The following is a 21738-nucleotide window of genomic DNA, read 5'->3' as shown; positions in this document are numbered from 1 at the left end:
TCCCCGGGCCGGTCCTCACCGCCCACCGCCCCCGCCGGGAGGGCCGTCCCTACGACACCCACGTCCTCCCGCCCCGCCCGCCGGCCCCCACCCTGCGCCCGGTGGACCTCGACACCCTCCCCGAGCTCACCGCCGAGTCGGGCCGCGGCCTCTTCCTGATCCACGCCCTCACCGACCACGTCCAGCTCCGCAACCACCCGCTCCGCGGCGCGATCGTCAGCTTCGACAAGATCCTCAAGTGGCAGGACGACGCCCTCCTGAGGGCGGCCTCGTAGCGCTGCTGCGGGCTTGGCCTACAGCACCGCCAAAGCCGGACTCCTCGGCCCCACCAGGTCGCCGGCCAGGGAACTTGGACCGGCCGGGATCTGCGGGAACACTGTCGTACCCGGGGCCATCCAGGTCGAGGCGGAGAACGAGCTGCCCGCCCACCACCGTGCCTGACCCGAGGACCAGATCCGCCGCCAGTGCGTCCAGCGCCGGGGCCGCCCCGAGGACGTCGCCGCCGCAGTCGCCTTCCTCGCCGGCCCCAGCGCGTCCTTCATCACCGGCCGGTCGTTGCACGTCGACGGCGGCTGGCTCCTCCACTGACCCGCCCCGCACGCCGAGACCACGGAGAAGGAAGAGATCACCATGCAGCACCGCGTCCGCGCCGTCCTCCTCACCCCGAACGACACCATGCTGCTGATCAAGCGCATCCGCCCCGGCATCGACCCGTACTGGGTGATCGTCGGTGGCAAGATCGAACCGACCGACGCCGGCCCCGAGGAGGCCCTGCTGCGCGAGGTCCGCGAGGAGATCGCTGGCGAGGCCCAGATCGTCAGCCACCTCCACACGATCGAAACCGCCACCGACCACGAGGACTTCTACCTCGCCACCATCGAGAAGTGGAGCTTCGAGGACCGCACCGGCCCCGAGTTCAGCCAGGAAGGCCGGGGCGAGTACATCCTCGAAGAGATCCCCCTGGCTGCCGACGCCCTCGATGCGCTCAATCTCCTGCCCCAGGACTTCGCGGCCGTCCTGCGCGACGCCGTCGAGCGAGGGGAACTCCTCGCCGCCCGCTGACCGCAAAGGCGGCCGGGTCGGCTCGGCCACCCGACATTCGCGCGCAACTCGCGACGGCCACCGCACACGGCTCCGCCAAGAAACGACAGTCCTTGATGTGATCAAGACCGCTGCGGCAAAAGGACCTTGGCGTGGGGGGTGACGTGGTGCGTTTCGTGGTCCAACCGAAAATAGGCGACCCGGCGGTGCTACCACCACCCCGGGATCCGATTGATCATCGCTGTCCCCTACTGAACCGGCTGGTCTCCCCGGCCATCGCGGGGCGCGTCTGGGGCACATGAGGGCCCAAAGTGCCGCTGACCAGTGCGAGCCACTGAAGGTGGTTTCGCCTGGTCAGCGGCACCTTTCTGATCGAACCCGCAGGTCACGGGCTTGCGGGGACCAAAAGATCCTCAAGTGGCAGGACGACGCCCTCCTGAGGGCCTGCTGAACGCGGGAACGCCGAAGGGGTACGGGCGGCGCGCCCGTACCCCTTCTTCCGCTGCCGACCGGGGTCAGCTGTGCGAGCCGGCCTTGCGGCGGCGCAGGACGAGCAGGGTGCCGACGCCCGCGGCGAGCACGGCTGCGCCGCCGAGGGCGATCGGGAGGGTGTTGGAGCTGGAGCCGGTCTGGGCCAGCTGCGGGCCGGCTGCCGGGCTGGTGGAGGCCTTGGCGGCACTGGTGGCCGGGGCGGGGGTGGTGGCGGCACCGGCCTCGGCGACCTTGAACTCGCCCTCGTAGTAGCCGTAGAACTGGGTGCAGGCGTCCGGCTTGTTGTTGGCCGGGGTGGGGACCTTGTCGTTGTCGAACGCGTCCGAGCCGGAGTCGTAGTTGGCTCCGTACTTCCCGGCCGGGGCCTTGGCGGTGGCGGCTATCCGGACCTGGACGGTGTGCTTCTCGCCCTTGGCCAGCTTGAAGTCGGGCACCCGCAGGGCGCGGTCGTCGAGTTGCGCGGGCTTCCAGCCGGAGCCGGTGTTCAGCTGGACGTCGAAGAACCCGGTGCTCCACTGGACCGGGCGGTCCCCGTCGAATTCGTCGGTGACGTAGAGGGAGTTGTGGACGGCGGGCAGATCGACGCCGCTGTTGTTCTCCCAGGTCACACTGATCTCGGCGGCGGGGCCGCCCTTCACCAGGGTGGTGCCGTACAGGCCGGTGCCGGTGACCTTGAGGAGCGAGCTCTGGTAGACGCCGCCGTGGCAGCGGTTGGCGGTGGTGGGTGTCGGCACGGGGCTGGTCGGCCGGACGGTGGGCTTCGCCGTGGCGGAGGCCGACGGGGTGCCCGGCGCCGAGGCGCTCGGCGAGCCGGTCGCCGTGGCGGAGGCCGACGGGGTGGCCGACGGGGTGGGCGTGGCCGAGCTGGTGGCGGTCGGGCTCGGCGAGACGGCGACGGCGCCGGCGGTGGCCGTGCCGACCGTCGCGCCGAGCGAGAGCGCGAGCAGCGTGGACGCGGCCAGTAGGCGGGAAGAGCGCACGATCTTTGCCCCCAATAGGGTGAATTCTGTCTCTGTCTGCACGACTTGGCGCCTGGTTGTGATCACCGCCAAGTGCGCAGGGGCGGCACCCTATCGAGGAGGTGCCGACCGGCTCCCGACCGGGGTGACCGGAGCGGATCTACGCTGGCGCGATGGGTGCGGTGGGCGAATGGGATCTGCGGCGGCTGCGGGTGCTGCGGGCGGTCGGTGAGTGCGGGACGGTGACGGCGGCGGCCGAGCGGCTCTGCCTCTCGCCGTCGGCGGTCTCGCAGCAGGTGTCGGCGCTGGCGAAGCAGCTGGGCGCGCCGATGCTGGAGCCGTACGGGCGGCGGGTGCGGCTGACCAGCGCGGCCCGGCTGGTGCTGCGCCATGCGGAGCTGGTCTTCGGTCAGCTGGAGCGGGCCGAGGCGGAGCTGGCGGGGTACCTGCACGGCGAGGCGGGCGAGGTCCGGGTGGGCGCGTTCGCCACCGCGATCGGCGGGCTGCTCGTGCCGGCGATCGCCCGGCTGCGCGACGCCGCGCCGCGGCTGGCGGTGCGGGTGGTGGAGGCGGAGGCGGCCGGGGCGTACGGGCTGCTGGCGGCGGGCGACGTCGACCTGGCGTTGTCGCTCGCGGTGCAGCCGGCCGGCGGCGACCCGCGGTTCGTGGAGTCGGCGCTGCTCAGCGACCCGCTGGACGTGGCGCTGCCGCCTGGCCACCCGCTGGCCGGCGTGCCGGGGCTGCGGCTGGCGGACCTCGCCGACGAGCCGTGGATCTACGGCGCCGCCGGGCCCTGGCGGGAGATCACGCTGGCGGCCTGCGCGGACGCCGGGTTCGTGCCGGAGCGGGCGCACACCGCGGCGGACTGGACGGCGATCCTGGCGATGGTCGCGGCGGGCCTCGGGGTGGCGCTGGTGCCCCGGCTGGCCTCGGCGGGCCGCGGTGGCGGCGCGGTGGTCCGGGCACTGCCGGCCGACCTGCCGACCCGCCGGGTGGTCGCGGCGGTGCGGGCCGGGACGGAGGGCACGCCGCCGCTGCGCCGGGTGCTGGCGGCGTTGGCCGAGGTGGCGGGGACCGTGCAGACCGTTCAGTCGGAGTGAACGGTTTGCTCAGTTCTTTGTGATGGACCTGATCAGTGCCCCGGGTTCATGGTGGACGCATGGCCACCGACAACGCTCCCAGGACCCTTCCCGACGCCGACGCCCTGCCCTACGGGGGCGGTAACCCGTACGCCGACTACCGCTCCGGCGACTTCGCCTTCACCGCGCTGACCGACCTGGCCGACCGCCGGCTCGGCGGCGCCGTGATCGCCGCCAACGACGAGCTGTTCGCCGAGCGGGAGAACCTGCTGCTGCCCGAGCCCGCCGAGTTCCGCCCGCACACCTTCGGCAACAAGGGCCAGATCATGGACGGTTGGGAGACCCGCCGCCGCCGCGGCGCCGGCACCGACCGCCCGCACCCGACCGCCGACGACCACGACTGGGCGCTGATCCGCCTGGGCGTGCCGGGAGTCGTCCGGGGCGTGATCGTGGACACCGCGCACTTCCGCGGCAACCACCCGCAGCAGATCGGCCTCGAAGGCACCGAACTCCCGGGCACCCCGGGCCCGGAGGAGCTGCTCGCCGACTCCGTCGTCTGGCACCCGCTGGTGCCCCGCTCGCCGGTGCGCGGCCACGCGGCCAACGGCTTCACCGTCGAGGACGGCCGCCGCTTCACGCACCTGCGGCTCAGTCAGTACCCCGACGGCGGCATCGCCCGGCTGCGGGTGCACGGCGAGGCCAGGCCGGACACCGCCTGGCTGGCCGCGCTCGGCACCTTCGACCTGGCCGCGATCGAGCACGGCGGCGCCGTCGAGGACGCCTCGGACCGCTTCTTCTCGCCCCCGTCCAACCTGGCTCTGCCCGGCAAGTCCCGCGCCATGGGCGATGGTTGGGAGAACCGCCGGCGCCGGGACGACGGCCACGACTGGGTCCGGCTCCGGCTGGCCGGGCGGGGTGCGATCCGCGCCGTGGAGATCGACACCGGCTACTACGTGGGCAACGCGGCCGGCTGGGCCGCGCTCCACGGACGGGACGAGCAGGCGGCGGACCCGCAGGAGTGGTTCGAGCTGGTTCCGCGCACCAGGCTCCAGCCCGACGCCGTCCACCGCCTGGTGCTGGACGCCCCGCGGCCGGCCACCCACGTCCGGCTCGACGTCTTCCCGGACGGCGGCATCGCCCGGCTGCGGCTGCACGGCAGCCTGGTCTGAGCCCGCCGCCGCCGTCCAGTCGCGGTCCTGGCGCCCTCCCCGGTTGCCGGTGCCGGACGGCCGCCGGACGATGGGGAGATGATGCACCAGATGCGCGCCGAGTACGGCGACGGCGGCCCGGCCGCCGGGGTGAGGCTCTGGCACATGGTCCGCGGCTCCGACGCCGTCGCCATGTGCGGCCGGGACCTCGATGAGGGTGCGCCGATGCGGGAGCCGGTGGACTGGGGCAAGACGCCCGAACTCTGCTGCCACACCTGCGGGGCGTACTACCTGCGCGAAACGCCCTACCTGGGGAGCGAGCACCAGGGGAACCCGTAGGCGTGCGACGGTCGGCGCCGGTACCCGCGGGCGGGTCTACTGTGGTCGGCATGGATGAATCCCTGGTCCGGCCACGGTCGTTGGTCCGCGAGGCGGCCGGTCTGCGGGCCGGCGATCCCGGGCTGGCCGTCCACGTCGACCGGCTCTGCACCCGGATCGAGCAGGTGGACCCGCTGCTCCACGCCTTCGTGCCCGAGCCCGGGCGGCCCGGGCGGCTGCACGCCGAGGCGCGCGCGCTGGCCGCGCGCCACCCCGACCCGGCCGCCGCGCCGCCGCTGTACGGGGTGGCGGTCGGGATCAAGGACATCGTGCACGTGGACGGCCTGCCGACGCACGCCGGCTCCGCCCTGCCGCCCGGTGTGCTGGCCGGGCCGCAGGGCGCCGTCGTGGACCGGCTGCGGGCGGCGGGCGCGCTGGTCGCGGGCAAGACGGTGACCGCCGAGTTCGCGGGCACCGCCCCCGGCCCGACCCGCAACCCGCACCACCCCGGACACACCCCGGGCGGTTCCAGCAGCGGGTCGGCGGCGGCGGTCGCGGCGGGGCTGGTGCCGCTGGCGATCGGGACCCAGACCGGCGGCTCGGTGATCCGGCCCGCCGCCTACTGCGGGGTGGTGGGCTTCCGTCCGACGCACGGGCGGATCCCGATGGACGGGGTGATCCCGCACTCGCCGACCTTCGACACCCCGGGCCTGTTCACCGCGGACCTCGCGGGCGCCGCGCTGGCGGCGCCGCTGCTCTGCGACGACTGGCGCGCCGAGGAGGCGCGGGCGGCCGGGGCCGCCGCGCCACCCGTCCTCGGCGTGCCGGCCGGGCCCTTTCTGGAGCAGGCCGGTCCGCAGGCGCGGAAGGCCTTCGAGGAGCAGCTGGAGCACCTGGCCGCAGCGGGGCTGACGGTCCGTCGGATCGAGCTGCCGGCCGACCTCGCGGAGCTGCTGGGCCTGCTGCGGACGATCAACCGCTTCGAGCTGGCCCGTACCCACGCCGACTGGTTCGTCCGCTTCGGCGGCCTCTACCGGGCGGAGACGGCGGCCGGGATCCGGCACGGCCAGGCCGTCCAGCCGGAGGACTACGAGGCGGCGCTGCACGCCCGTGAGCACCTGTGCGGCCTGCTCGCCGAGGACTGGGCGGCCTCGGGGGCGGACCTCGTCCTGACGCCCGCGGCGACCGGGCCGGCCCCGGCCGGGCTGGGGACCACCGGTGACGCGGCGATGTCGCTGCCGTGGAGCTTCGCCGGTCTGCCGGCGCTCACCCTGCCGGCCGGACCGGCGGCGGACGGCCTGCCGCTGGGCCTCCAGGTGGTCGCCCCGGCCGGCGCCGACGAGCGGCTGCTGGCGCAGTCGGCCGTGCTGGAAGCGGAGTTGGGGGCGCGCCGCCGGGGCGAGTAGGGGGTTAACCCCCGCCCGGATCCGCCGGACCGCCGCACTGCGTCCGCGCCCTGCCGCGCGGGAGGGTGGGGCCATGCCGAAGCCGCCCCGTCACCCCAGTCCGCAGTGCCGTTCCCGCCGGGCGGGCCGCGCCCCGATGCGCCCGGGGGTGCGGGCCTGATGCTGCTCTCCTACGCACTCCAGAGCCTGAACGCCCGCCGGTCGAGCTTCGTCGGCGCCTTCTGCGCGTTGTTCTTCGCGGCCCTGACCGTCACCGCCTGCGGCACCCTGCTGGAGACCGGCCTGCGCGGCGAGATCCGCACCGAGCGGTACGCGGGCGCCCCCCTCGTGGTGGCAGGCGACCAGCAGGTGCACCAGACCGTCGTCAAGGACAAGGGCAACGGGAAGACCAAGACCAAGGAGAAGGCCAAGCCGCTCGCCGAGCGGGCCTGGCTGCCCGCCGCGCTGGCCGACCGGATCGCCGCCGTGCCGGGCGTTCGCGCGGTCGTCCCCGAACTCACCTTCCCCGCCCAGCCGGTGGCCGCCGACCGGCTCCCCGCGTACGGGCACTCGTGGGCCTCCGCCGAGCTGACCCCGTTCACCCTCACCGAGGGCCGGGCGCCGGGCGCCGACGACGAGCTGGTGGTCGACGCGGGCCTCGCCGCACGGGCCGGACTGCACGTCGGCGACCGGCTGACCGTCCGCTCCACGCAGACTCCGGCCGCCTACCGGATCTCCGGCGTCGCCGCCGCCCGGGGCGTCGAACTGACCGCGCAGAGCGCGCTGTTCTTCAGTCCGGCCGAGGCCGGGAGGCTGGCCGACCGGCCCGGCCGGGTGGCCGCGATCGCCGTCCTGCCGACGCCCGGCACCGACCCGGCGAAGCTCGCCCGTGACCTCGCCCCGGCGCTGGCCGGCGGCAACGCCGTCGTCCACCGCGGCGCCGACCGCGGGCAGGCGGAGTTCCCGGACGCCGCCGGTGCCCGGGTGAAGCTGGTCAGCATGGGCGCCGCGATCGGCGGCACCGCGCTGCTGGTGGCCGTCCTCGTGGTCAGCGGGACCTTCGCCCTGATGATCCAGCAGCGGGGCCGGGAGATCGCCCTGCTCCGTGCGGTGGCGGCGACGCCCGGGCAGGTGCGGAAGATGATCGGCGGCGAGGCGCTGCTGCTGGGTCTGGCCGCCGGCCTGCTCGGCTCGCTGGCCGGGCTGCCGGCCGGCGGGTGGCTGTACGACGGCTTCGTCGGCCTCGGCGCGGTGCCGGAGACCCTGCACCACACGCTCAGCGTCTTCCCGTTGTTCGCCGCGGTGCCCGCGACCGTGCTGGCCGGCTGGGCCGCGGCCCGGATCTCGGCCCGCCGGACGTCCCGGATCCGCCCCGGCCAGGCGCTGTCCGAGGCCGCGGTCGAGGTGCCGGGCGCCGGGTGGGCGCGGGCGGTGGCGGGCGTGGTGGTGCTGGCCGGCGGCATCGTCCTGGTCGCCGTCCTCGCCGCGCTGGACACCGAGAAGGCGGCCACCCCGGTGACCTTCGCCGCCGTGGTGGTGCTGGCCGTCGCGGTCTCGCTGCTCGGCCCGGTGCTGGCCCGGGGCGCGTCCGCCGTCCTCGGCGGGGTGCTGCGGATCTTCCCGGTGAGCGGCCACCTGGCCGCCGCCAACCTGCGGGCCGAGTCCCGCCGGCTCGGCGCCGCCGCCGCGCCGCTGGCCCTGCTGACCGCGATGGTCTGCACGGTGCTGTTCACCGAGTCCACCCTCGGGGGCGCGGCCGCCCGGCAGGCCGAGGACGGCGTCCGGGCCCCGTGGACGCTGGCCGCGAGCGCGCCGGGGGTGCCCGGCCGGGCGGCGCAGGCCGTCCGGGAGCTGCCCGGCGTCACCGCGGCGACCGAGGTGCTCCGCAGCTCGGCCCGGATCGACCTGGAGAAGTACACCGTGCAGGGCGTGACCACCGGGGGACTGGCGGCGAGCTGGGACCCGGACGTCACGGCGGGCACGCTGGCGGGCTTCGGCGACGGCGACCTCGCGGTCAGCGCGACGGCGGCCGGCGTCCTCGGGGTCCGCCCCGGCTCCACCGTCCGGCTGGTCCTCGGCGACGGCACCCCCGCCACCCTGACCGTCCGGGCCGTCTACGCCCGCGGCCTCGGCTTCGGCGACCTCACGCTCTCGCACGCGCTGCTCGCCCGGCACGTCGACAACCCGCTCGCGTCGGCCGTCCTGGTGGCCGGTGACGGCCGGGTCACCCGGGAGCGGCTGACCGCTGCGGTGGCCGGCTTCCCCGGGGTGCGGGTGCTCGACCGGGCGCAGGCCGGGGAGATCGCGGCCGAGGCCCGGCAGAACGGCGCGGAGGCCAACTACCTCGGGATGGCCCTGGTGCTCGGCTTCACCGCGATCTCGGTCGTGAACACCCTGGCCATGGCCACCGCCGACCGCCGCCGGGAGTTCGCCCTGCTCCGGCTGACCGGCACCACCCGCCGCCAGGTCCTCGGAATGCTGCGGTTGGAGTCGGCCGCGGTGGTGGTCACCGGCGTCACCGTCGGCTCGGCGATCGCCTTCGCGGTGCTCACCGCCTTCAGCCTCGGCATGACGGGCGCGGCCGGGGTGGCCTGGGGCTGGACCGGGTACGCCGGGGTGCTCGCGCTGGCCGCGGTGCTGGCCCTGGCCGCCACCACCCTGCCGGCGAGGCAGGCCCTGCGGGCACCCGCCCTCGCCGTCCCGGCCGGGTGACGCCGGGCGGGTGCGAGCGGCGACCGCTATACCCTGGCTGGACGCAGGCGCACCGGGCGGCCCACGACTGTGGGCCGCCCGGCGGCGCTCCCGCCACGACGGACAGCTGAGGTGGACCGTGAGCGGTTCGGTCAAGGACGGACGCACCGAGGGACGCACGGCCGTCCGTGCCGACGGACGTGCCGACGGGCGGGTCGTGCGCGGCGAGGAGACCCGCCGGGCGGTGCTGTCGCGGGCCGTCGAGATCGCCTCCGTCGAAGGCCTGGACGCGCTGTCGATCGGCCGGCTGGCCACCGACCTCGGGCTGAGCAAGAGCGGGGTGTTCGCCGGCTTCGGCTCCAAGGAGGAGCTCCAGCTGGCGACCGTCCGGGCCGCCCGGCGGATCTTCTCGGACGCGGTGGTGACCCCCGTGCAGGGCGTGGCCCCGGGCCTCGGCCGGGTCCGGGCGCTCTGCGAGAGCTGGCTCGCGTACTCGCGGGTCCGGGTCTTCGAGGGCGGCTGCTTCTTCTTCGAGGTGACCGCCGAGTTCGACGCCCGCCCCGGCCCGCTGCGCGACGCGCTGGCCGGCTGTGCCCGGGAGTGGCACGGGCTGCTGCTCGACACGCTGGCGCAGGCCAGGGCGACGGGCGGGCTGCGGGCCGACGCCGACCTGGAGGACCTCGTCTTCGCGCTGGTCGCGGTGATGGAGACGGCCAACTCGCAGGCGCTGCTGTTCGACGAGGAGACCCCGTACGACCGGGCCGGGCGTGCGGTGCTGCGCCTGTTGCGGGCCGAGGCGACCGACCCGGGGGCCCCCGAGCTGGCCTGACGCCCGCTGCGCCGGGCGGAGGAGGCGCAGGTTCGCGTCCATAAAACTGCACGAACGGTCGTGCTAATATCTCCCCGAGTTCGGCCCCCCGCACCCAGGCAGACCCGTCAGCACCGACAGGGAGACCCGATGGACCCGGCCGTCACACTGATCCGCACCACCCTCAACGCCACCTCGCTGATCGCCCCCGGCCTGGCCGGCCGGGCCGCGTTCCGGCTGTTCCGCCACCCCGTCCGGCGCGGCCGGGTGCGCACCCACGAGCGCGAGGTCCACCGCAGCGCCGTCACCGAGGAGCTGTCCCACCACGGCGAGCGCGTGGTGGTCTATCGCTGGGGCGACGGCACCCGGCCCGTCCTGCTGATGCACGGGTGGCAGTCCCGCGCCTCGCGGTTCGCTGACTTCGTCCCCCGGCTCCGGGCGCTCGGACTGAGCCCGGTCGCCTACGACGCCCCCGGCCACGGGGACTCCGGCGGCCGCACCGCCACCGTGCTCGACCACCGTGACATCGCCGTCCGGCTCCAGGAGCGCCACGGCGACTTCGAGGCGCTGGTCGCGCACTCGCTCGGCGTCAACGCCGCCTTCCTCGCCCTGCGCGGCGGCCTGCGGGCCGGGCGGCTGGTCGCCGTCGCCGGGGTCGCCGAGGTCTCCTTCATGCCGGCCGCCTTCTGCGCGCGGGCCGGGCTGAACACCGTGGTCGAGCGGCGGCTGCGGTGGCTGATGAACCACGAGATGTTCCCCGGCGTCGCCGACGTCGGCGCGTACTTCGACGCCGCCCGCAGACCCGAGGAGCTCGGCCTGCCGATCCTCGTCGCGCACGACGAGGACGACGACGTGGTCCCCCTCGGCCACGCCCACCGGCTCAAGGACGCGTACGGGGACCGGCTCGACCTGATCGTCACCCGGGGCCTCGGCCACCGCCGGATCCTCACCGAGCCCACCGTCCTGGACAACGCCGTCGGCTTCCTGGCGGCCGGTTCCCCCGCCGGCGGGAAGACCGCGCAGGCGGCCGGACGGGAGGTCGGCGCGGCATGATCCTGCTCGAACTGCACACCAGGTCGCTGGAGTTGGCCGGAAAGGTGGTGGCCACCGTCCAGCCCGAGCAGCTGGTGCTGCCGACTCCCTGCGCCGGCTGGACGCTCCGCCGGCTGCTGGAACACGTGGTCGGCCAGCACCGGGGCTTCGCCGCGGCCGCCCGGGGCGCCGGGCCCGACCCGGCGCTCTGGCGGGACGTCCCGGTCGACGGCGATCCGGCGGGCGCGTTCCGCCTCTCGGCCGGGGAGCTGACGGCGGCCTTCGCCGAGGCGCACGCCGCGCCGCGGGCCGGGCGCGGACTCTGGCTGCCGGAGATCCGCGACGGCGCCGCCTTCCCGCTGCGCCAGGCCGTCGGCTTCCACCTGCTGGACACCCTGGTGCACGCCTGGGACGTCGCGGCCGCCCTGGGCACGCCGAAGGAGGTCGCCGAGGCGGTGGACGCCGACGAGTGGCTCGCGTCCGCCCTGCTCTCGGTGGCCGTGCTGGTGCCGGCCGCGCCCGAGGACCGGGCGCCGGGGGCCGCCTTCCGGGAGCCCCTTCAGCGGCCCCCCGGGGCGGGGCCGTTCGACCGCGTGCTGGCGCTCCTCGGCCGCGACCCCGGCTGGGCCCCGCCCGTCCGGTAGGGGAGTCGCCGGACCCCCGGGGGGCGGGAGTCCGGCGACGGGCCGGGGCCGGCCGGGGCCGGGCTCAGCGACCGTCGGGCTCCTCGTCGGGGAAGCGCGGTCCGCCGATCAGGTAGAGCAGTGCGGCGATCGGGAAGCCGATCGAGGCGGCCAGTAGGACGAAGAACTGCCAGACCATTTCTCGCTCCTCGACGGTCCGGGGCGGCCCGTCAGCCCCGGAGGGCCCGGCCCCTCGAAGGAGGTCCCAAACCCGGCAGGCCCTGATTGGCCGAATTGTCCACTCGGTATCCGACGGTATGGCCGAATTACCCCCACTGCCACCGGGACGGACCCGCGCGCCGCGTGCACGGGTCTGGGCCTGCGCCCCGCCCGGCCCCACACTGTCGGGATGCAGGTACAGCTCGCAGGGGAAGCACGGCGGCCGGACCGCGAGAGCGAGGACTTCGCGGCGGCCTCGCCGGAGGCGCTCGTACTGCTCGACGGTTCGAGCTCGCCGACCGGCCTGGAGTCCGGGTGCCGCCACGGCACCCCCTGGTACGTCCGGCGGTTGGGGGTGCACCTGCTGGCCAGACTCACCGACCGCGCGGACCGGTCGATCGGGGAGTGCCTGGCCGACGCCATCGCGGAGACGGCCGCGCTGCACGGCGGCCGCTGCGACCTGGGACACCCCAACACGCCGGCCGCCATGGTGGTGGCGGCCCGCCGGCACGGCGCCGCGCTGGAGTACCTGGTGCTCGGTGACTCACTGCTGGTCCTCCAGTTCAAGGACGGACCGCCGAAGGTCATCGGCGACAACCAGCGCTTCCCCGGCGGCGAGGAGCTGCGCCGGCAGGTCTGGTCGACGGTGCCCGGCTCGGCCGAGCGCGCCGCGCTGCACCTGGAGTACGCGCTGGCCGTCCGCGCCGCCCGGAACACCGGCAACGGCCCGTGGATCGCGGCGGCCAGCCCGAAGGCGGCCCGGTACGCCGAGACCGGCTTCGTCGACGCGGAGCGGCTGCACGCGGTGGCCGCGCTGACCGACGGCGCCTCGCGCTACACCGAGCGCTTCGGCCTGGGCAGCTGGGCCGACGCGCTGCGGCTGCTCGCCGAGTCGGGCCCGGGCGAGCTGATCGCCCAGGTGCGGGCGGTCGAGCGGACGGACACCGCCTGCGAGCGCTGGCCGCGCGGCAAGGCGCACGACGACGCCTCGGCCCTCTACGCGCTGCTGTGACGGGGTCCGTGGCCCTGGTCACGGCCGGGAGCCCCGGCCGTCGGTCCGGGCCGGCCGGCCGCGCGAGCCGGGCCGGTGCGGCGGCCCGGTCCGGGGCGGGCCGGGGGCCGGTGCGGCGGCCCCTGGCGGCGGACGGCGGTCCGCTCAGGCGGCCGACGCGGTGACGACGCCCGCCCGTTCGGCGAGGACGCCGGCCTGGAAGCGGCTGTCCGCGCCCAGGCTGTCCATGAGCTCGGCGATGTGCCGGCGGCAGGTGCGGACGGACATGCCCAGGCGCCGGGCGGCCTGTTCGTCGGTGCTGCCCTCGGCCAGCATCCGGGCGATGGAGCGCTTGATCGCCGCACCGGCCTCGCCGTAGCCCGCGACCACGCTGCGGGTCTCCTCCTGGTCGAACGGCATGGCCCGGCCCCAGCACTGTTCCAGCGAACGGTAGATGTAGTCGACGAGGGCGGGCTCGCGCACCATGACGGCGCCGGCGGGCGCGCCGATCCCCGTCCGGGGGATGAACGCCACCTCGCGGTCCACGATGACGACCCGGTCGACGATCTCGTTGTCGGTCCGCAACTCGCAGCCGGAGGCGGTGAGTTGACTGGCGTAGCTCTGCATGGCCGGGTTGACGCGGACGGTGTGCTGGTACAGCGCCCGCATCCGCACGCCGCGTTCGAGCAGTTCGAGGTTGCGGGCGAGCGCGTCCGTCATGCCCTCGGTGGAGCCGATGCCCGGGTGGGCGCTGAACACCTCGGTGCGGCAGTTCGCGGCCAGCTCCTGGAACATGGCGCGGACGTCGTCGGGGTTCTCCATCACGTCGATCGCCTCGGCGCTGCTGCGCTCGCGCCGCATCTCGTAATAGAAGGGCACCAGCCCGAGCAGTTCGGTCCGCACCTGGGCGGCCTGCTGCTGGCTTGCCTGCAGGGCGGCGTTGATGGGGCCGATCAGTTCCGCGGCGGCGAGCTCGGGGTTGGTGGCGATCAGCGCCGAGGAGCCGTCGGGGGCGGGTCGCAGCAGGTGGAGCGCGGAGAGGTCGTCGGTCGCCCGTTCCAGCTGGTCGGGGGTCAGGCCGAGCTCGCCGGCCGCCCGTTCGTCCAGCCGGCCGTGCCTGACGGCCCAGGTGAACACCCTCGCCGCGGTCTCGTCGAGACGGCCTGAAAGTGATGGAAGGATGTCCGGAAAGACCATGATTGCCCCCGTTTGATCATAGTGATTTCACTGCGCTGCAACTTTATGACAGGGGCGCCAGGTGGAGATCCCCCCGATCGGCGGGCCAATGTGGAGCTGCACCGGAAAGCAGGTGCGGCTCCCGGCCGGAAACGGCGGAGGGGCCCGAGGGAACGTACGACGCCGTGATCCGGCGATCGACACAACGGGGGAAAACACCATGGGCAAGCGCCTTGCTTCCTGCTTCGTTCTGACCGCTCTCGCCACCGCCGTCATGGCCGGCCCGGCGTCCGCCGCCACCACCACCGCCACGGCCACCGCCGCCGCTGCCGCCACCATCACCGTGCGGGCGGCCGGGGCGGACACCGACCCGCTGCACCTCGTCCCGAAGCCGGTCGCCCACAAGCCGGGCAAGGACGGCGGCAGCGGCGACCTCCGCTGGGAGTGACCGCGGAGCCCCGCCGGAGCCCGGCCCGGCCGCGCCCCACCCGACCTGACCCGACCTGAACCGGCCTGATCCGCCTGATCCGACCCGCGATCGAGGACCCATGTCTGCCGCACCTTCTCCGCTGCCGCTCCGCGGCGTGCGATCCCGCCCCGGCGTGCACTACGCACCGGTCAGCAAGGGCGTGTACGTCTCCGCCGCCAAGGGGGCGTTCCTGCTGGCCGGCCCGGCGAGCCTGTTCCAGCTGGTCGACCGGCTGACCCCGCTGCTGGACCGCGGGGCCACCGAGGACGAACTGGTCGCGGCGGCCGGCGCCGAGAAGACCCGCGGTGTCGTGCGCTGGGTGGCCGGCCAGCTCCTCCTGCGCGAGCTGCTGTTCGACCTCGACCGGCTGGACACCCCGGAGCCCGGGCCGGACGAGCGCGCCGCCTACGGCGACTCGCTCGCCTACCTGGAGACCCGCAGCGACGACCCGTACACCGCCTTCCGCCGGGTGCGCGAGGGCCGGGCGGTCGTCCTCGGCCGGGGACCCGCCGCCGAGTCGGCGGCCCGCGGCCTGTCCGCGGCCGGCTTCGGCAGCGTCGTCCTGGCCGGTACGGACGGGAGCGCCCCGGACCCGTCCGAGCTGCTGCTGCTCGACCCGGAGCTCGACCGCGTCGTGCTGCCCGCCTCCGCCGCCGAGGCCGCCGGACTGCTGTCCGGTGCCTGCGTGGCGGTGGTCGTGGACGCCGCGCCGTCGGCCGACGCGACCGCCGAGCTCGCGCCCGGTGCCGCGATCGTCCCGGTGACCACCGCGGACGCGTCGCGGGCCGGTGGTCCCCAGGTCGTCGGCCCGCTGCGGACGGCGGGCGAGGCGCCCGGTCTGCACGGCAGGCTGGTCGAGCGCGCGGTGATCCGGCAGGGCGACCAGGCGCGGACCGTACCGTCGCCCACCGGCGCCATCATGGCCGGTGCGCTCGCCGCCCACCGGGCCTTCCAGCACGTCGGCCTCGGCACGCCGGAGAGCTCCGTCTCGGTGGTGCACGGCCCCGCACTGGAGACCGACGAGGCCGTGCTGGCCGGGACGGGCCAGGCCGAGTGGAGCGGCATCCGCAGCCTCGGTGACGCCGACCCGTCGGGGCTCGCGCCGGTCGTGACCGAGGAGGTGCTCACCGACTCGCTGCCGCTGTTCGCACCCTGGACCGGCCCGTTCCGGTGGATCGCCCCCGACGACCTGCCGCAGCTGCCGTCCGCCCTGGCCGTCCTCGAAGGCCTCACCCCCGACTTCGGCGCGCCCCTCGTCCGCCGCGGCATCGACCACGGCTCCGCCGCGGTCCAGGCGATCCTCGCCGGGCTGCGCGTCCTGGCCGCCGTGCCGTACCCGCCCGGGATCCGTCTCCTGGAGCGCTCGGTGTCGGCCGCCGGGACCACCGAGGCGCGCTGGCTGCTGGACGGTGTCCTGCGGATCCTGGCCCGCTCGGCCGCGGCTCCGGCCACCGTCCTGGGCTGGGACGACATCACCGACCACGACACCCTGCGGTTCTGGCGCACCCTGGAGGAGTACGAGGACCAGCCGGTCGTGCTCACGCTCGGCCGCCCGGCCGGACTCGCCGGCCCCTGGTGCACCGTCACCGTGGCCGACGCCCGTACCGGCGCGGTGCTGGGCTCCGCCTGGGGCGACAGCACCGACCGGGCCGCCGGGCTGGCGCTGGCCGCGGCCCACGGCGCCCGCCGGGCCGGACAGGCCGGTCACCCCGGCACCGTCGACCCGGCGCCCGGAACCGAACTGATCGACCTGATCACCGAGCCGGCGCTGAACGCGCTGGCCGGGGACATCGAGGCCTACTGCCACGCGCACGGGGTGCGTCCGCTCGGGGTCCGTGTCGTCGCCGACCCGCTGGCCGGGGAGCAGAAGCTGTGCTGGGGGCCGGTATGGCTGTCCTGACGATCGCCGAACCGTCCGCTCCCTGGGCGGAGTTCGCCGAGCTGCACGGTGCCCGCCTCAGTCTGAACGAGGGCTGGGACACCGAGGCTGAGCGCGCCGCCTGGACGGCGGCCCGCGAGGCCGGGGTGCCGCTGCTCTCCGTCCGGGTCCTCCCGGACGAGGTGCAGATCGGCCCGCTGTGGGACCCGGCCGCGCCCGCGCCCTCCTGCGCGGGCTGCGCCGAGGCGCGGGAGCGGCTCGCCGCACCGATCGCCCACGGCCACCCGATCGTCCGCGAGTGGGGTGCCCGGCGCTCCGGCACCGGTGCGTCGCCGCTGCTCCCGCTGCTGGCCCGGGCCGCACTGGCCGCCGGAACGCCCCTGGCCCCGGGTGAGTTGCTGTCCGTCCGTCCGGGCGGACTGCGCCGGCACCCGATCGCCCGGTACCACGCCTGCCCGGTCTGCGGGGACGCGGGCATGCCGCACGACCGCACCGCCGCGCCGCCCGTCCGGACGCCGGAACCCCTGGTCCTCGCCGACCGCCCGTCGCCGCAGCAGCTGCCGCTGCGCGAGCGCCCCGGCCTGCCGATGCCCGCCGACGAGCTGCACCGGCGGACCGTCGACGCCCGCTTCGGCCCCTTCATCGGGGTGCAGCGGGAGACCCAGGCCCCGTTCGCGATGAGCAACGCCGTGATGCCGGGCGGACCGGTCGGCGCGGGCCACGGCCGCGGCGCCACCTACCGGGAGAGCGATCCCGTCGCCATCCTGGAGATGTACGAGCGGATCGGCGGCTTCCCGTACGGCACGGGACGGGTCGTCAGGGACCTGGCCTACCAGGGCATCGACCTGCCCGCGCTGGACCCGGCCACGCTGGGCGGGCACACCGCCCGACAGCTCGCCCACCCCTACTGCCGGGTGCTGCCGTACGCGCCGCAGAACCCGACCGACTGGGTCTGGGGCCACCGCATCCCCACCGGCGAGCCGGTGCTGGTCCCGGCCGAGGTCGGCTTCTACCAGTACAAGCTGCAGCGGGAGGGCGACCGGAAGATCCACTTCCTGGAGTCCTCCAGCGGCTGCGCGCTCGGCGCGAGCCTGGAGGAGGCGGCGCTGCACGCCCTCTTCGAGGTCACCGAGCGCGACGCGTTCCTGCTCGCCTGGCACCGGCGGCGCCCGCTGCCGGCCATCGACCCCGCGTCGGTGCGCCGGGAGCGCAGCCGGGAGCTGATCGGCCTGATCCGCTCACGCGGCTACGACGTGCACCTGCTGGCGGCGAGCCAGGACGTCCCGCTGCCCTCGGTGTGGGTGCTGGCCGTCCACCGGGACGGGCTGTTCCCCGCCAGCTACTCCGCGGCCGGCACCCACCCGGACCCGGAGGCCGCGGTCGAGGCCGGCCTGTGGGAACTGGCGCAACTGGTCCACGAGCGGGTGCCGTTCGACCCGGCGGCGGTGGAGCGGATGATCGCCGACCCGTTCGAGGTGCGCGTGCTCGACGACCACTACCAGCTCTACAAGCGGCCCGAGCTGCTGCCCCGCGTCACCGAGGTGCTGGGCGGGCCGGTCGTCCGGCTGGACGAGGCCTTCCCCGGCTGGCCCGACGCCCTGCGTCCGGCGGCCGGCGCGCGGCCCGACGTACGGGCCTCGCTGGAGACCGTGCTCGGCCTGTACGCCGATGCCGGAATGGACACCGCGATCGTCGTCGACCAGTCCACCCGGGACCACCGGGACCTGGGACTGGCCGCCGCCAAGGTGATCGTCCCCGGCACGCTGCCGATGACCTTCGGCCACGCCAACCAGCGGTTGCTCGGCCTCACCAGGCTGACCGACGGCCTCCTGGTCGACGGCCGCCCGGTCACCGACGACGACCTTCCGCTCGACCCCCACCCGTTCCCGTGAGAGGAGGACCGATGAGCCTGACACTCGAACGCGGCGCTCTGCCCGGCACCGCCGAAGCGCGCCGCACCACAGCCCCGCACGGCACCGAGGCCCCGCACGGCACCGCCGAGGCGCGGCGTCCCGAGGCCCCGCACGGCACCGCCGAGGCGCGGCGTACCGAGGCCCCGCACGGCACCGCCGACGAGCTGCGGGAACTGCGCCGCTTCGCCTTCGAACAGGGCGCCGGCAAGGCCTTCGTCGCCCCGGGCCCGCAGATCGACCCCTCGATCGGCACCACCAGCGGGCAGCTCCCCGCAGCGGTCCGCCCCGACGCCGGCCGCCCGCTCGCCCTCGGAACGTCCCGGCTGCTGCGCCGCACCCCCTTCCCCACCGGCCTCGGGCCGGCGGACGGGCCGGCAGCCGGTGCGCAGACCCTGGACCACCTGCTGGTCACCGCGTTCGGCCTGCAGCGCCGGGAGCCGTCGAACTCCTTCAACGACCACCGCGTCGTGCCGTCGGTCCGCAGCAAGTTCCCGGTCCGCCCCTACCTGCTGCAGGACGGCGCCACCCGCTACCTGGACGTCCAGCGCCACGCGCTCCTGGACGTCGAGGGCGCCCCCGCCGCCGACGGCGAGCAGGGCGCCACCGTGGTGCTGGCCGGGCGGCACACCGACCTGCCACCGCAGTACGCGCTGCTGCGCGGCCCGCTGGTGGACCTCGAAATCGGTCACAACCTGCGCAGCCTGTACCTCGCGGCCCAGCTGTTCGGGGTCCGGGCGGAGCTGGAACTGCCGACCCCCGAGCCCGAGGGCCTGGCCGAGCGGATCGGCATCCGGCCCGCCGAGGGCTGGGCCTACCCGGTCGCGGTCCGGCTGGACGGCGCGACCCCGCGCTGGCGCCCCGGCACCGACCGGCCGGCGCCCACCGGGGACCCGGCACTGGACCGGGTGCTGCGGATCGACCGGATGACCCGGCCGTCCGGAGCGCCCGCCCCGGCGGCCGAGGCCACCGGCACCGGTCCGTACCCGGTCGAGGGCAACGGCCTGAGCTGGGCCGAGGTGCTCTGGAACCGTACGGCCGGGCGCACCCCCGAGGGGATCGGAGGCTTCTCCGGCGTCCGGGCGCCCCAGCCGTACGCGGCCGTCGCCGACAGCCTGGCGCTGGCCTGCGCGCCGCCGCCGTCCCCGCTGCTCGCCGCCGTCGCCGGACACGTCCGGCTCACCCTCTGCGCCCAGGACGTCGAGGGGCTGCCGGACGGCATCCACCGCGTCGAGGACAACCGGCTCACCGGGCACCTCGCCCGGCCCGGCGTGCACGCCGCGCTGGACTCCCAGTTCGGGTACCCGCTGAGCGGCGGCAACGACTGCTCGGTGCGGCACGCCACCTTCGTCTGGACCTTCACCGCCGACCTGCGCGCGCTGTTCGCCGAGTTCGGGCCCAGCGCGTGGAAGCTGCTGCAGTACGTGTGCGGCTGGTCGGCACAGGGCCTGGTGCTCGGAGCAGCGGCGTACGGCATGTACGCCCGGCCGGCCCGCGCCTTCGACGAGGTGCGGATCGCCCGCACGCTGGAGCTGGACCGCGACCAGACCGCCGTCTTCCAGGTGGTCTGCGGCACCGGCCGGTTCCGCGAGCCGATGCTGGACCTGCGGTCATGACCGCCACCCCGGGCGGCAGCCCCCGCTGGAGCTGCTGGCACCTCCACCTCGACTCCGCCGTACCGGCGCTGGTGGACACCGTCCTGCTGGACGTGGTCGAGCCGGTGGTGCGCGAGCTGCGGGCCGACGGTGCGATCACCGGCTGGTTCTTCATCCGGTACTGGCAGCACGGGCCGCACCTGCGGCTGCGGCTCGCCGGTCTGGACGAGTCGGCCGAGCCCGGCGTCACGGCGGCGCTCGCCGAACGGCTGGCCCCGGTCAACGCCGGCATCCCGGACGGCGAGCGGATGAGCACCGAGCAGTACCACCGGAGCACCGGCCCGATCGCCAAGGCCGGCGAGGGCGGCGCGGACGGCTTCGAGGCGTTGCCGCTGGCCGAGCTGCGGCCGGGCGGGGTGCACCGCGAGCCGTACACCCCGGAGACCGACCGCTACGGCGGACCGGCCCTGCTGGGGCTCAGCGAGTCGCTGTTCGGCGACAGCAGCGAACTGGTGACGGCCGTTCTGCGGACCCGTCCGAGCTGGAACGGCCGGGTCTCCTTCGCCCTGCTCGCGATCGCGGCGGCGGTCCGCGCGGCCGACCCGGACCAGGTCTCCCAGGAGCGGTTCCTGCGCGGACTGCGCACCTCCTGGCTGACCTGGGCCGGGCGGGCCGAGCACCCGGGCATGAACCCGCTCGCCGCCCGCGAGGCGTCGCTGCGCTCCGCGGGACTGCTCGCCGAACGCTTCCCGGGCGGGCCGGGCGCCCTGCCCGGTGCCGGCCGGGCCGCCGACCGGTGGGCGGAGCGGCTGGGCACCGCCATGGACGTCTGGCGGGACGCCGCCCGGGCCGGGACGCTGAGCTCCAGCCCGCCGGAGATCCTCGCCTCGCACCTGCACATGACGCTCAACCGGCTGGGCTTCGGCCCCGAGCAGGAGGTCTTCCTGCTCAGCGTGCTGATCGAGCTCTGGGCGGGCCACCGTACGGCGGCCGCGGCGTGACCGTCACCGCGACGGCGGCCGGGACGACGGCCGTCCCGCCGGGCGGGTACGAGCGCGCCTGCGCCACGCTGCTGCCGGAGCTCGCCGAGCGGGTCGGGCCGTCGCTGGCGGAGGGCCGCTGGTTCGCACTGGAGCGGACGGCGGGCCGCTACGGCCGGGTCCTCCTCCCGCTCGGTGGCCGGGCGTACCACGGTCACGCCTTCGCCGAGGCCTTCGAGGCCGCCCTCGGCACGCCGGCCGCAGGGCCGGACGGATCCTTCTGGTGCGCGCTCGCCGGTGAGCCGCGGACCGACCCGGCGGTGCTGGACGGGCTGCGCTGCGGTCTGGCGCACGCCGCGGCCGCCCACGGCTTCGCGGTGCGCTGGCCGCGGGTGCAGGATCAGGAACTGCTCGACATGGCCGCGCAGTTGGACGGCCTGGACACCGGCGTCCTGCTGGTCGCCGAACTGTCCGACCAGGCGCCCGCGTAGCCGGTTCAGGCGCCCGCCCGGCCCGACCGGGCGCCCCGCCGCGGGCCGGCCGAACGGCCGGCCGCCCGTGCGGCCCATTCCCCGGGATCGGTTGATCCCCCCACAGACCTCCCCCGTCAGGGGTGAGCGCCGGCCCTTTCCGGGCCGGCCCAGCTCCGCCGGCGTCCGCCGCGCGGAGTCCGGAACGCGGCCCGAACGGGCCCGCTCCCGGAACGAACCGATGACATCCCAGGAGATCCACAGATGAGCGAGTCCGTGAACACCCCGCAGGTCGAGTCGGCCGAGGTTCCGGCGGTTGACGTCGAGGAGCTGTCGGTGCTGGAGGTCGGCGACGCCGCCGCCCTTCCGGAGATGGGTGCCTCCAGCGGCGGCACCATGTGCTGCTCGTCCTCCTCGTCCACCTGCTGCTGCTGATTCAGCTTCAACAAGCGCACTGAGAAACGGAGTTCCAA

The 21738-nt window shown here is 75.6% G+C and carries 19 protein-coding genes and 2 pseudogenes; 19 read left to right on the top strand and 2 right to left on the bottom strand.

Annotation, left to right across the window (positions count from 1 at the left end; all coding sequences use genetic code 11):
* The 3 genes and pseudogenes from ACFC1F_RS18445 to ACFC1F_RS18435 all read left to right on the top strand — a co-directional run.
* Positions 1-275 (top strand): annotated as a pseudogene (locus tag ACFC1F_RS18445) (ATP-binding protein); the annotation flags it as partial.
* Positions 276-288: 13 nt separating this feature from the next.
* A pseudogene (locus tag ACFC1F_RS18440) lies at positions 289-588 on the top strand (SDR family oxidoreductase).
* Positions 589-630: 42 nt separating this feature from the next.
* Positions 631-1062, top strand: coding sequence for an NUDIX domain-containing protein (locus ACFC1F_RS18435; protein WP_376159478.1), 432 nt, complete (start codon positions 631-633; stop codon positions 1060-1062).
* A gap of 494 nt (positions 1063-1556) precedes the next feature.
* On the opposite strand, the gene ACFC1F_RS18430 is transcribed toward ACFC1F_RS18435, so the two are convergent.
* Positions 1557-2513, bottom strand: coding sequence for an LAETG motif-containing sortase-dependent surface protein (locus ACFC1F_RS18430; RefSeq protein ID WP_376159476.1), 957 nt, complete (start codon positions 2511-2513; stop codon positions 1557-1559).
* 161 nt (positions 2514-2674) lie between these two features.
* Between ACFC1F_RS18430 and ACFC1F_RS18425 the strand changes: the two genes are divergently transcribed.
* From ACFC1F_RS18425 to ACFC1F_RS18385, 9 genes are all read left to right on the top strand, one after another.
* The gene (locus tag ACFC1F_RS18425; RefSeq protein ID WP_376159480.1) at positions 2675-3592 is read left to right on the top strand and encodes a LysR family transcriptional regulator; all 918 of its coding nucleotides are present in this window, start codon (positions 2675-2677) and stop codon (positions 3590-3592) included.
* A 59-nt stretch (positions 3593-3651) separates the two neighbouring features.
* A complete protein-coding gene (gene alc / locus ACFC1F_RS18420; protein WP_376159474.1) occupies positions 3652-4740 on the top strand; it encodes an allantoicase in 1089 nt (362 codons plus the stop codon).
* Positions 4741-4818: 78 nt separating this feature from the next.
* Complete coding sequence (locus ACFC1F_RS18415; protein ID WP_148643645.1) at positions 4819-5058, top strand: hypothetical protein; 240 nt, start codon at positions 4819-4821, stop codon at positions 5056-5058.
* A 50-nt stretch (positions 5059-5108) separates the two neighbouring features.
* Positions 5109-6443 (top strand): amidase, encoded by a 1335-nt coding sequence (locus ACFC1F_RS18410; RefSeq protein ID WP_376159472.1) that lies wholly within the window; start codon positions 5109-5111, stop codon positions 6441-6443.
* Between the two features lie 159 nt (positions 6444-6602).
* Positions 6603-9134, top strand: a complete 2532-nt coding sequence (locus tag ACFC1F_RS18405; protein ID WP_376159470.1) for an ABC transporter permease — start codon at positions 6603-6605, stop codon at positions 9132-9134.
* A gap of 118 nt (positions 9135-9252) precedes the next feature.
* A complete protein-coding gene (locus ACFC1F_RS18400) occupies positions 9253-9942 on the top strand; it encodes a TetR/AcrR family transcriptional regulator (RefSeq protein WP_376159468.1) in 690 nt (229 codons plus the stop codon).
* A gap of 129 nt (positions 9943-10071) precedes the next feature.
* Positions 10072-10974: an alpha/beta hydrolase gene (locus ACFC1F_RS18395; RefSeq protein WP_376159466.1), complete on the top strand. Its 903-nt coding sequence runs from the start codon at positions 10072-10074 to the stop codon at positions 10972-10974.
* Positions 10971-11597 (top strand): TIGR03086 family metal-binding protein, encoded by a 627-nt coding sequence (locus tag ACFC1F_RS18390; RefSeq protein WP_376159464.1) that lies wholly within the window; start codon positions 10971-10973, stop codon positions 11595-11597. Before ACFC1F_RS18395 ends, ACFC1F_RS18390 begins: the two co-directional genes overlap by 4 nt.
* 388 nt (positions 11598-11985) lie before the next feature.
* Positions 11986-12807 carry an integrase gene (locus ACFC1F_RS18385; protein WP_209413606.1) on the top strand — a complete coding sequence of 274 codons (822 nt, stop codon included), beginning with the start codon at positions 11986-11988 and terminating at the stop codon, positions 12805-12807.
* A gap of 144 nt (positions 12808-12951) precedes the next feature.
* Here ACFC1F_RS18385 and ACFC1F_RS18380 read toward each other — a convergent pair whose 3' ends face one another.
* Positions 12952-13983: a LuxR C-terminal-related transcriptional regulator gene (locus tag ACFC1F_RS18380; RefSeq protein WP_376159462.1), complete on the bottom strand. Its 1032-nt coding sequence runs from the start codon at positions 13981-13983 to the stop codon at positions 12952-12954.
* Between the two features lie 199 nt (positions 13984-14182).
* Here ACFC1F_RS18380 and ACFC1F_RS18375 point away from each other — a divergent pair, with 199 nt between their 5' ends.
* The 7 genes from ACFC1F_RS18375 to ACFC1F_RS18345 all read left to right on the top strand — a co-directional run bounded on the left by ACFC1F_RS18375 (position 14183) and on the right by ACFC1F_RS18345 (position 21700).
* Positions 14183-14410, top strand: coding sequence for a hypothetical protein (locus ACFC1F_RS18375; RefSeq protein WP_376159460.1), 228 nt, complete (start codon positions 14183-14185; stop codon positions 14408-14410).
* A 136-nt stretch (positions 14411-14546) separates the two neighbouring features.
* Positions 14547-16331, top strand: coding sequence for a hypothetical protein (locus tag ACFC1F_RS18370; RefSeq protein WP_376159458.1), 1785 nt, complete (start codon positions 14547-14549; stop codon positions 16329-16331).
* Entirely contained in the window at positions 16319-18202 is a 1884-nt protein-coding gene (locus ACFC1F_RS18365; RefSeq protein WP_376159456.1) for a YcaO-like family protein, read from the top strand. Before ACFC1F_RS18370 ends, ACFC1F_RS18365 begins: the two co-directional genes overlap by 13 nt.
* Positions 18203-18213: 11 nt before the next feature.
* Positions 18214-19836 carry a hypothetical protein gene (locus ACFC1F_RS18360; protein ID WP_376159455.1) on the top strand — a complete coding sequence of 541 codons (1623 nt, stop codon included), beginning with the start codon at positions 18214-18216 and terminating at the stop codon, positions 19834-19836.
* Complete coding sequence (locus ACFC1F_RS18355; protein WP_376159453.1) at positions 19833-20816, top strand: thiopeptide-type bacteriocin biosynthesis protein; 984 nt, start codon at positions 19833-19835, stop codon at positions 20814-20816. The genes ACFC1F_RS18360 and ACFC1F_RS18355 overlap by 4 nt, the downstream gene beginning before the upstream one ends.
* Positions 20813-21286, top strand: coding sequence for a hypothetical protein (locus ACFC1F_RS18350; RefSeq protein ID WP_376159451.1), 474 nt, complete (start codon positions 20813-20815; stop codon positions 21284-21286). The genes ACFC1F_RS18355 and ACFC1F_RS18350 overlap by 4 nt, the downstream gene beginning before the upstream one ends.
* Before the next feature lie 243 nt (positions 21287-21529).
* Entirely contained in the window at positions 21530-21700 is a 171-nt protein-coding gene (locus ACFC1F_RS18345) for a thiazolylpeptide-type bacteriocin (protein WP_148643631.1), read from the top strand.
* The last annotated feature ends 38 nt before the right edge of the window (positions 21701-21738 follow it).

Origin of the sequence: Kitasatospora sp. NPDC056181, assembly GCF_042266225.1 — a bacterium.
GTDB lineage: Bacteria > Actinomycetota > Actinomycetes > Streptomycetales > Streptomycetaceae > Kitasatospora.
The sequence above is the reverse complement of the archived record's forward strand: the minus strand, read 5'-3'. Positions and strand labels throughout refer to the sequence as shown.

What these genes read in the sequence shown, in the direction of transcription:
- ACFC1F_RS18415 (WP_148643645.1), top strand. Translation starts at nt 4,819, where the DNA reads ATGATGCACCAGATGCGCGCCGAGTACGGCGACGGCGGCCCGGCCGCC.
- ACFC1F_RS18345 (WP_148643631.1), top strand. Translation starts at nt 21,530, where the DNA reads ATGAGCGAGTCCGTGAACACCCCGCAGGTCGAGTCGGCCGAGGTTCCG.
- ACFC1F_RS18385 (WP_209413606.1), top strand. Translation starts at nt 11,986, where the DNA reads ATGCAGGTACAGCTCGCAGGGGAAGCACGGCGGCCGGACCGCGAGAGC.
- ACFC1F_RS18365 (WP_376159456.1), top strand. Translation starts at nt 16,319, where the DNA reads ATGGCTGTCCTGACGATCGCCGAACCGTCCGCTCCCTGGGCGGAGTTC.
- ACFC1F_RS18360 (WP_376159455.1), top strand. Translation starts at nt 18,214, where the DNA reads ATGAGCCTGACACTCGAACGCGGCGCTCTGCCCGGCACCGCCGAAGCG.
- ACFC1F_RS18375 (WP_376159460.1), top strand. Translation starts at nt 14,183, where the DNA reads ATGGGCAAGCGCCTTGCTTCCTGCTTCGTTCTGACCGCTCTCGCCACC.
- ACFC1F_RS18435 (WP_376159478.1), top strand. Translation starts at nt 631, where the DNA reads ATGCAGCACCGCGTCCGCGCCGTCCTCCTCACCCCGAACGACACCATG.
- ACFC1F_RS18355 (WP_376159453.1), top strand. Translation starts at nt 19,833, where the DNA reads ATGACCGCCACCCCGGGCGGCAGCCCCCGCTGGAGCTGCTGGCACCTC.
- ACFC1F_RS18405 (WP_376159470.1), top strand. Translation starts at nt 6,603, where the DNA reads ATGCTGCTCTCCTACGCACTCCAGAGCCTGAACGCCCGCCGGTCGAGC.
- ACFC1F_RS18395 (WP_376159466.1), top strand. Translation starts at nt 10,072, where the DNA reads ATGGACCCGGCCGTCACACTGATCCGCACCACCCTCAACGCCACCTCG.
- ACFC1F_RS18380 (WP_376159462.1), bottom strand. Translation starts at nt 13,983, where the DNA reads ATGGTCTTTCCGGACATCCTTCCATCACTTTCAGGCCGTCTCGACGAG.
- alc (WP_376159474.1), top strand. Translation starts at nt 3,652, where the DNA reads ATGGCCACCGACAACGCTCCCAGGACCCTTCCCGACGCCGACGCCCTG.
- ACFC1F_RS18410 (WP_376159472.1), top strand. Translation starts at nt 5,109, where the DNA reads ATGGATGAATCCCTGGTCCGGCCACGGTCGTTGGTCCGCGAGGCGGCC.
- ACFC1F_RS18390 (WP_376159464.1), top strand. Translation starts at nt 10,971, where the DNA reads ATGATCCTGCTCGAACTGCACACCAGGTCGCTGGAGTTGGCCGGAAAG.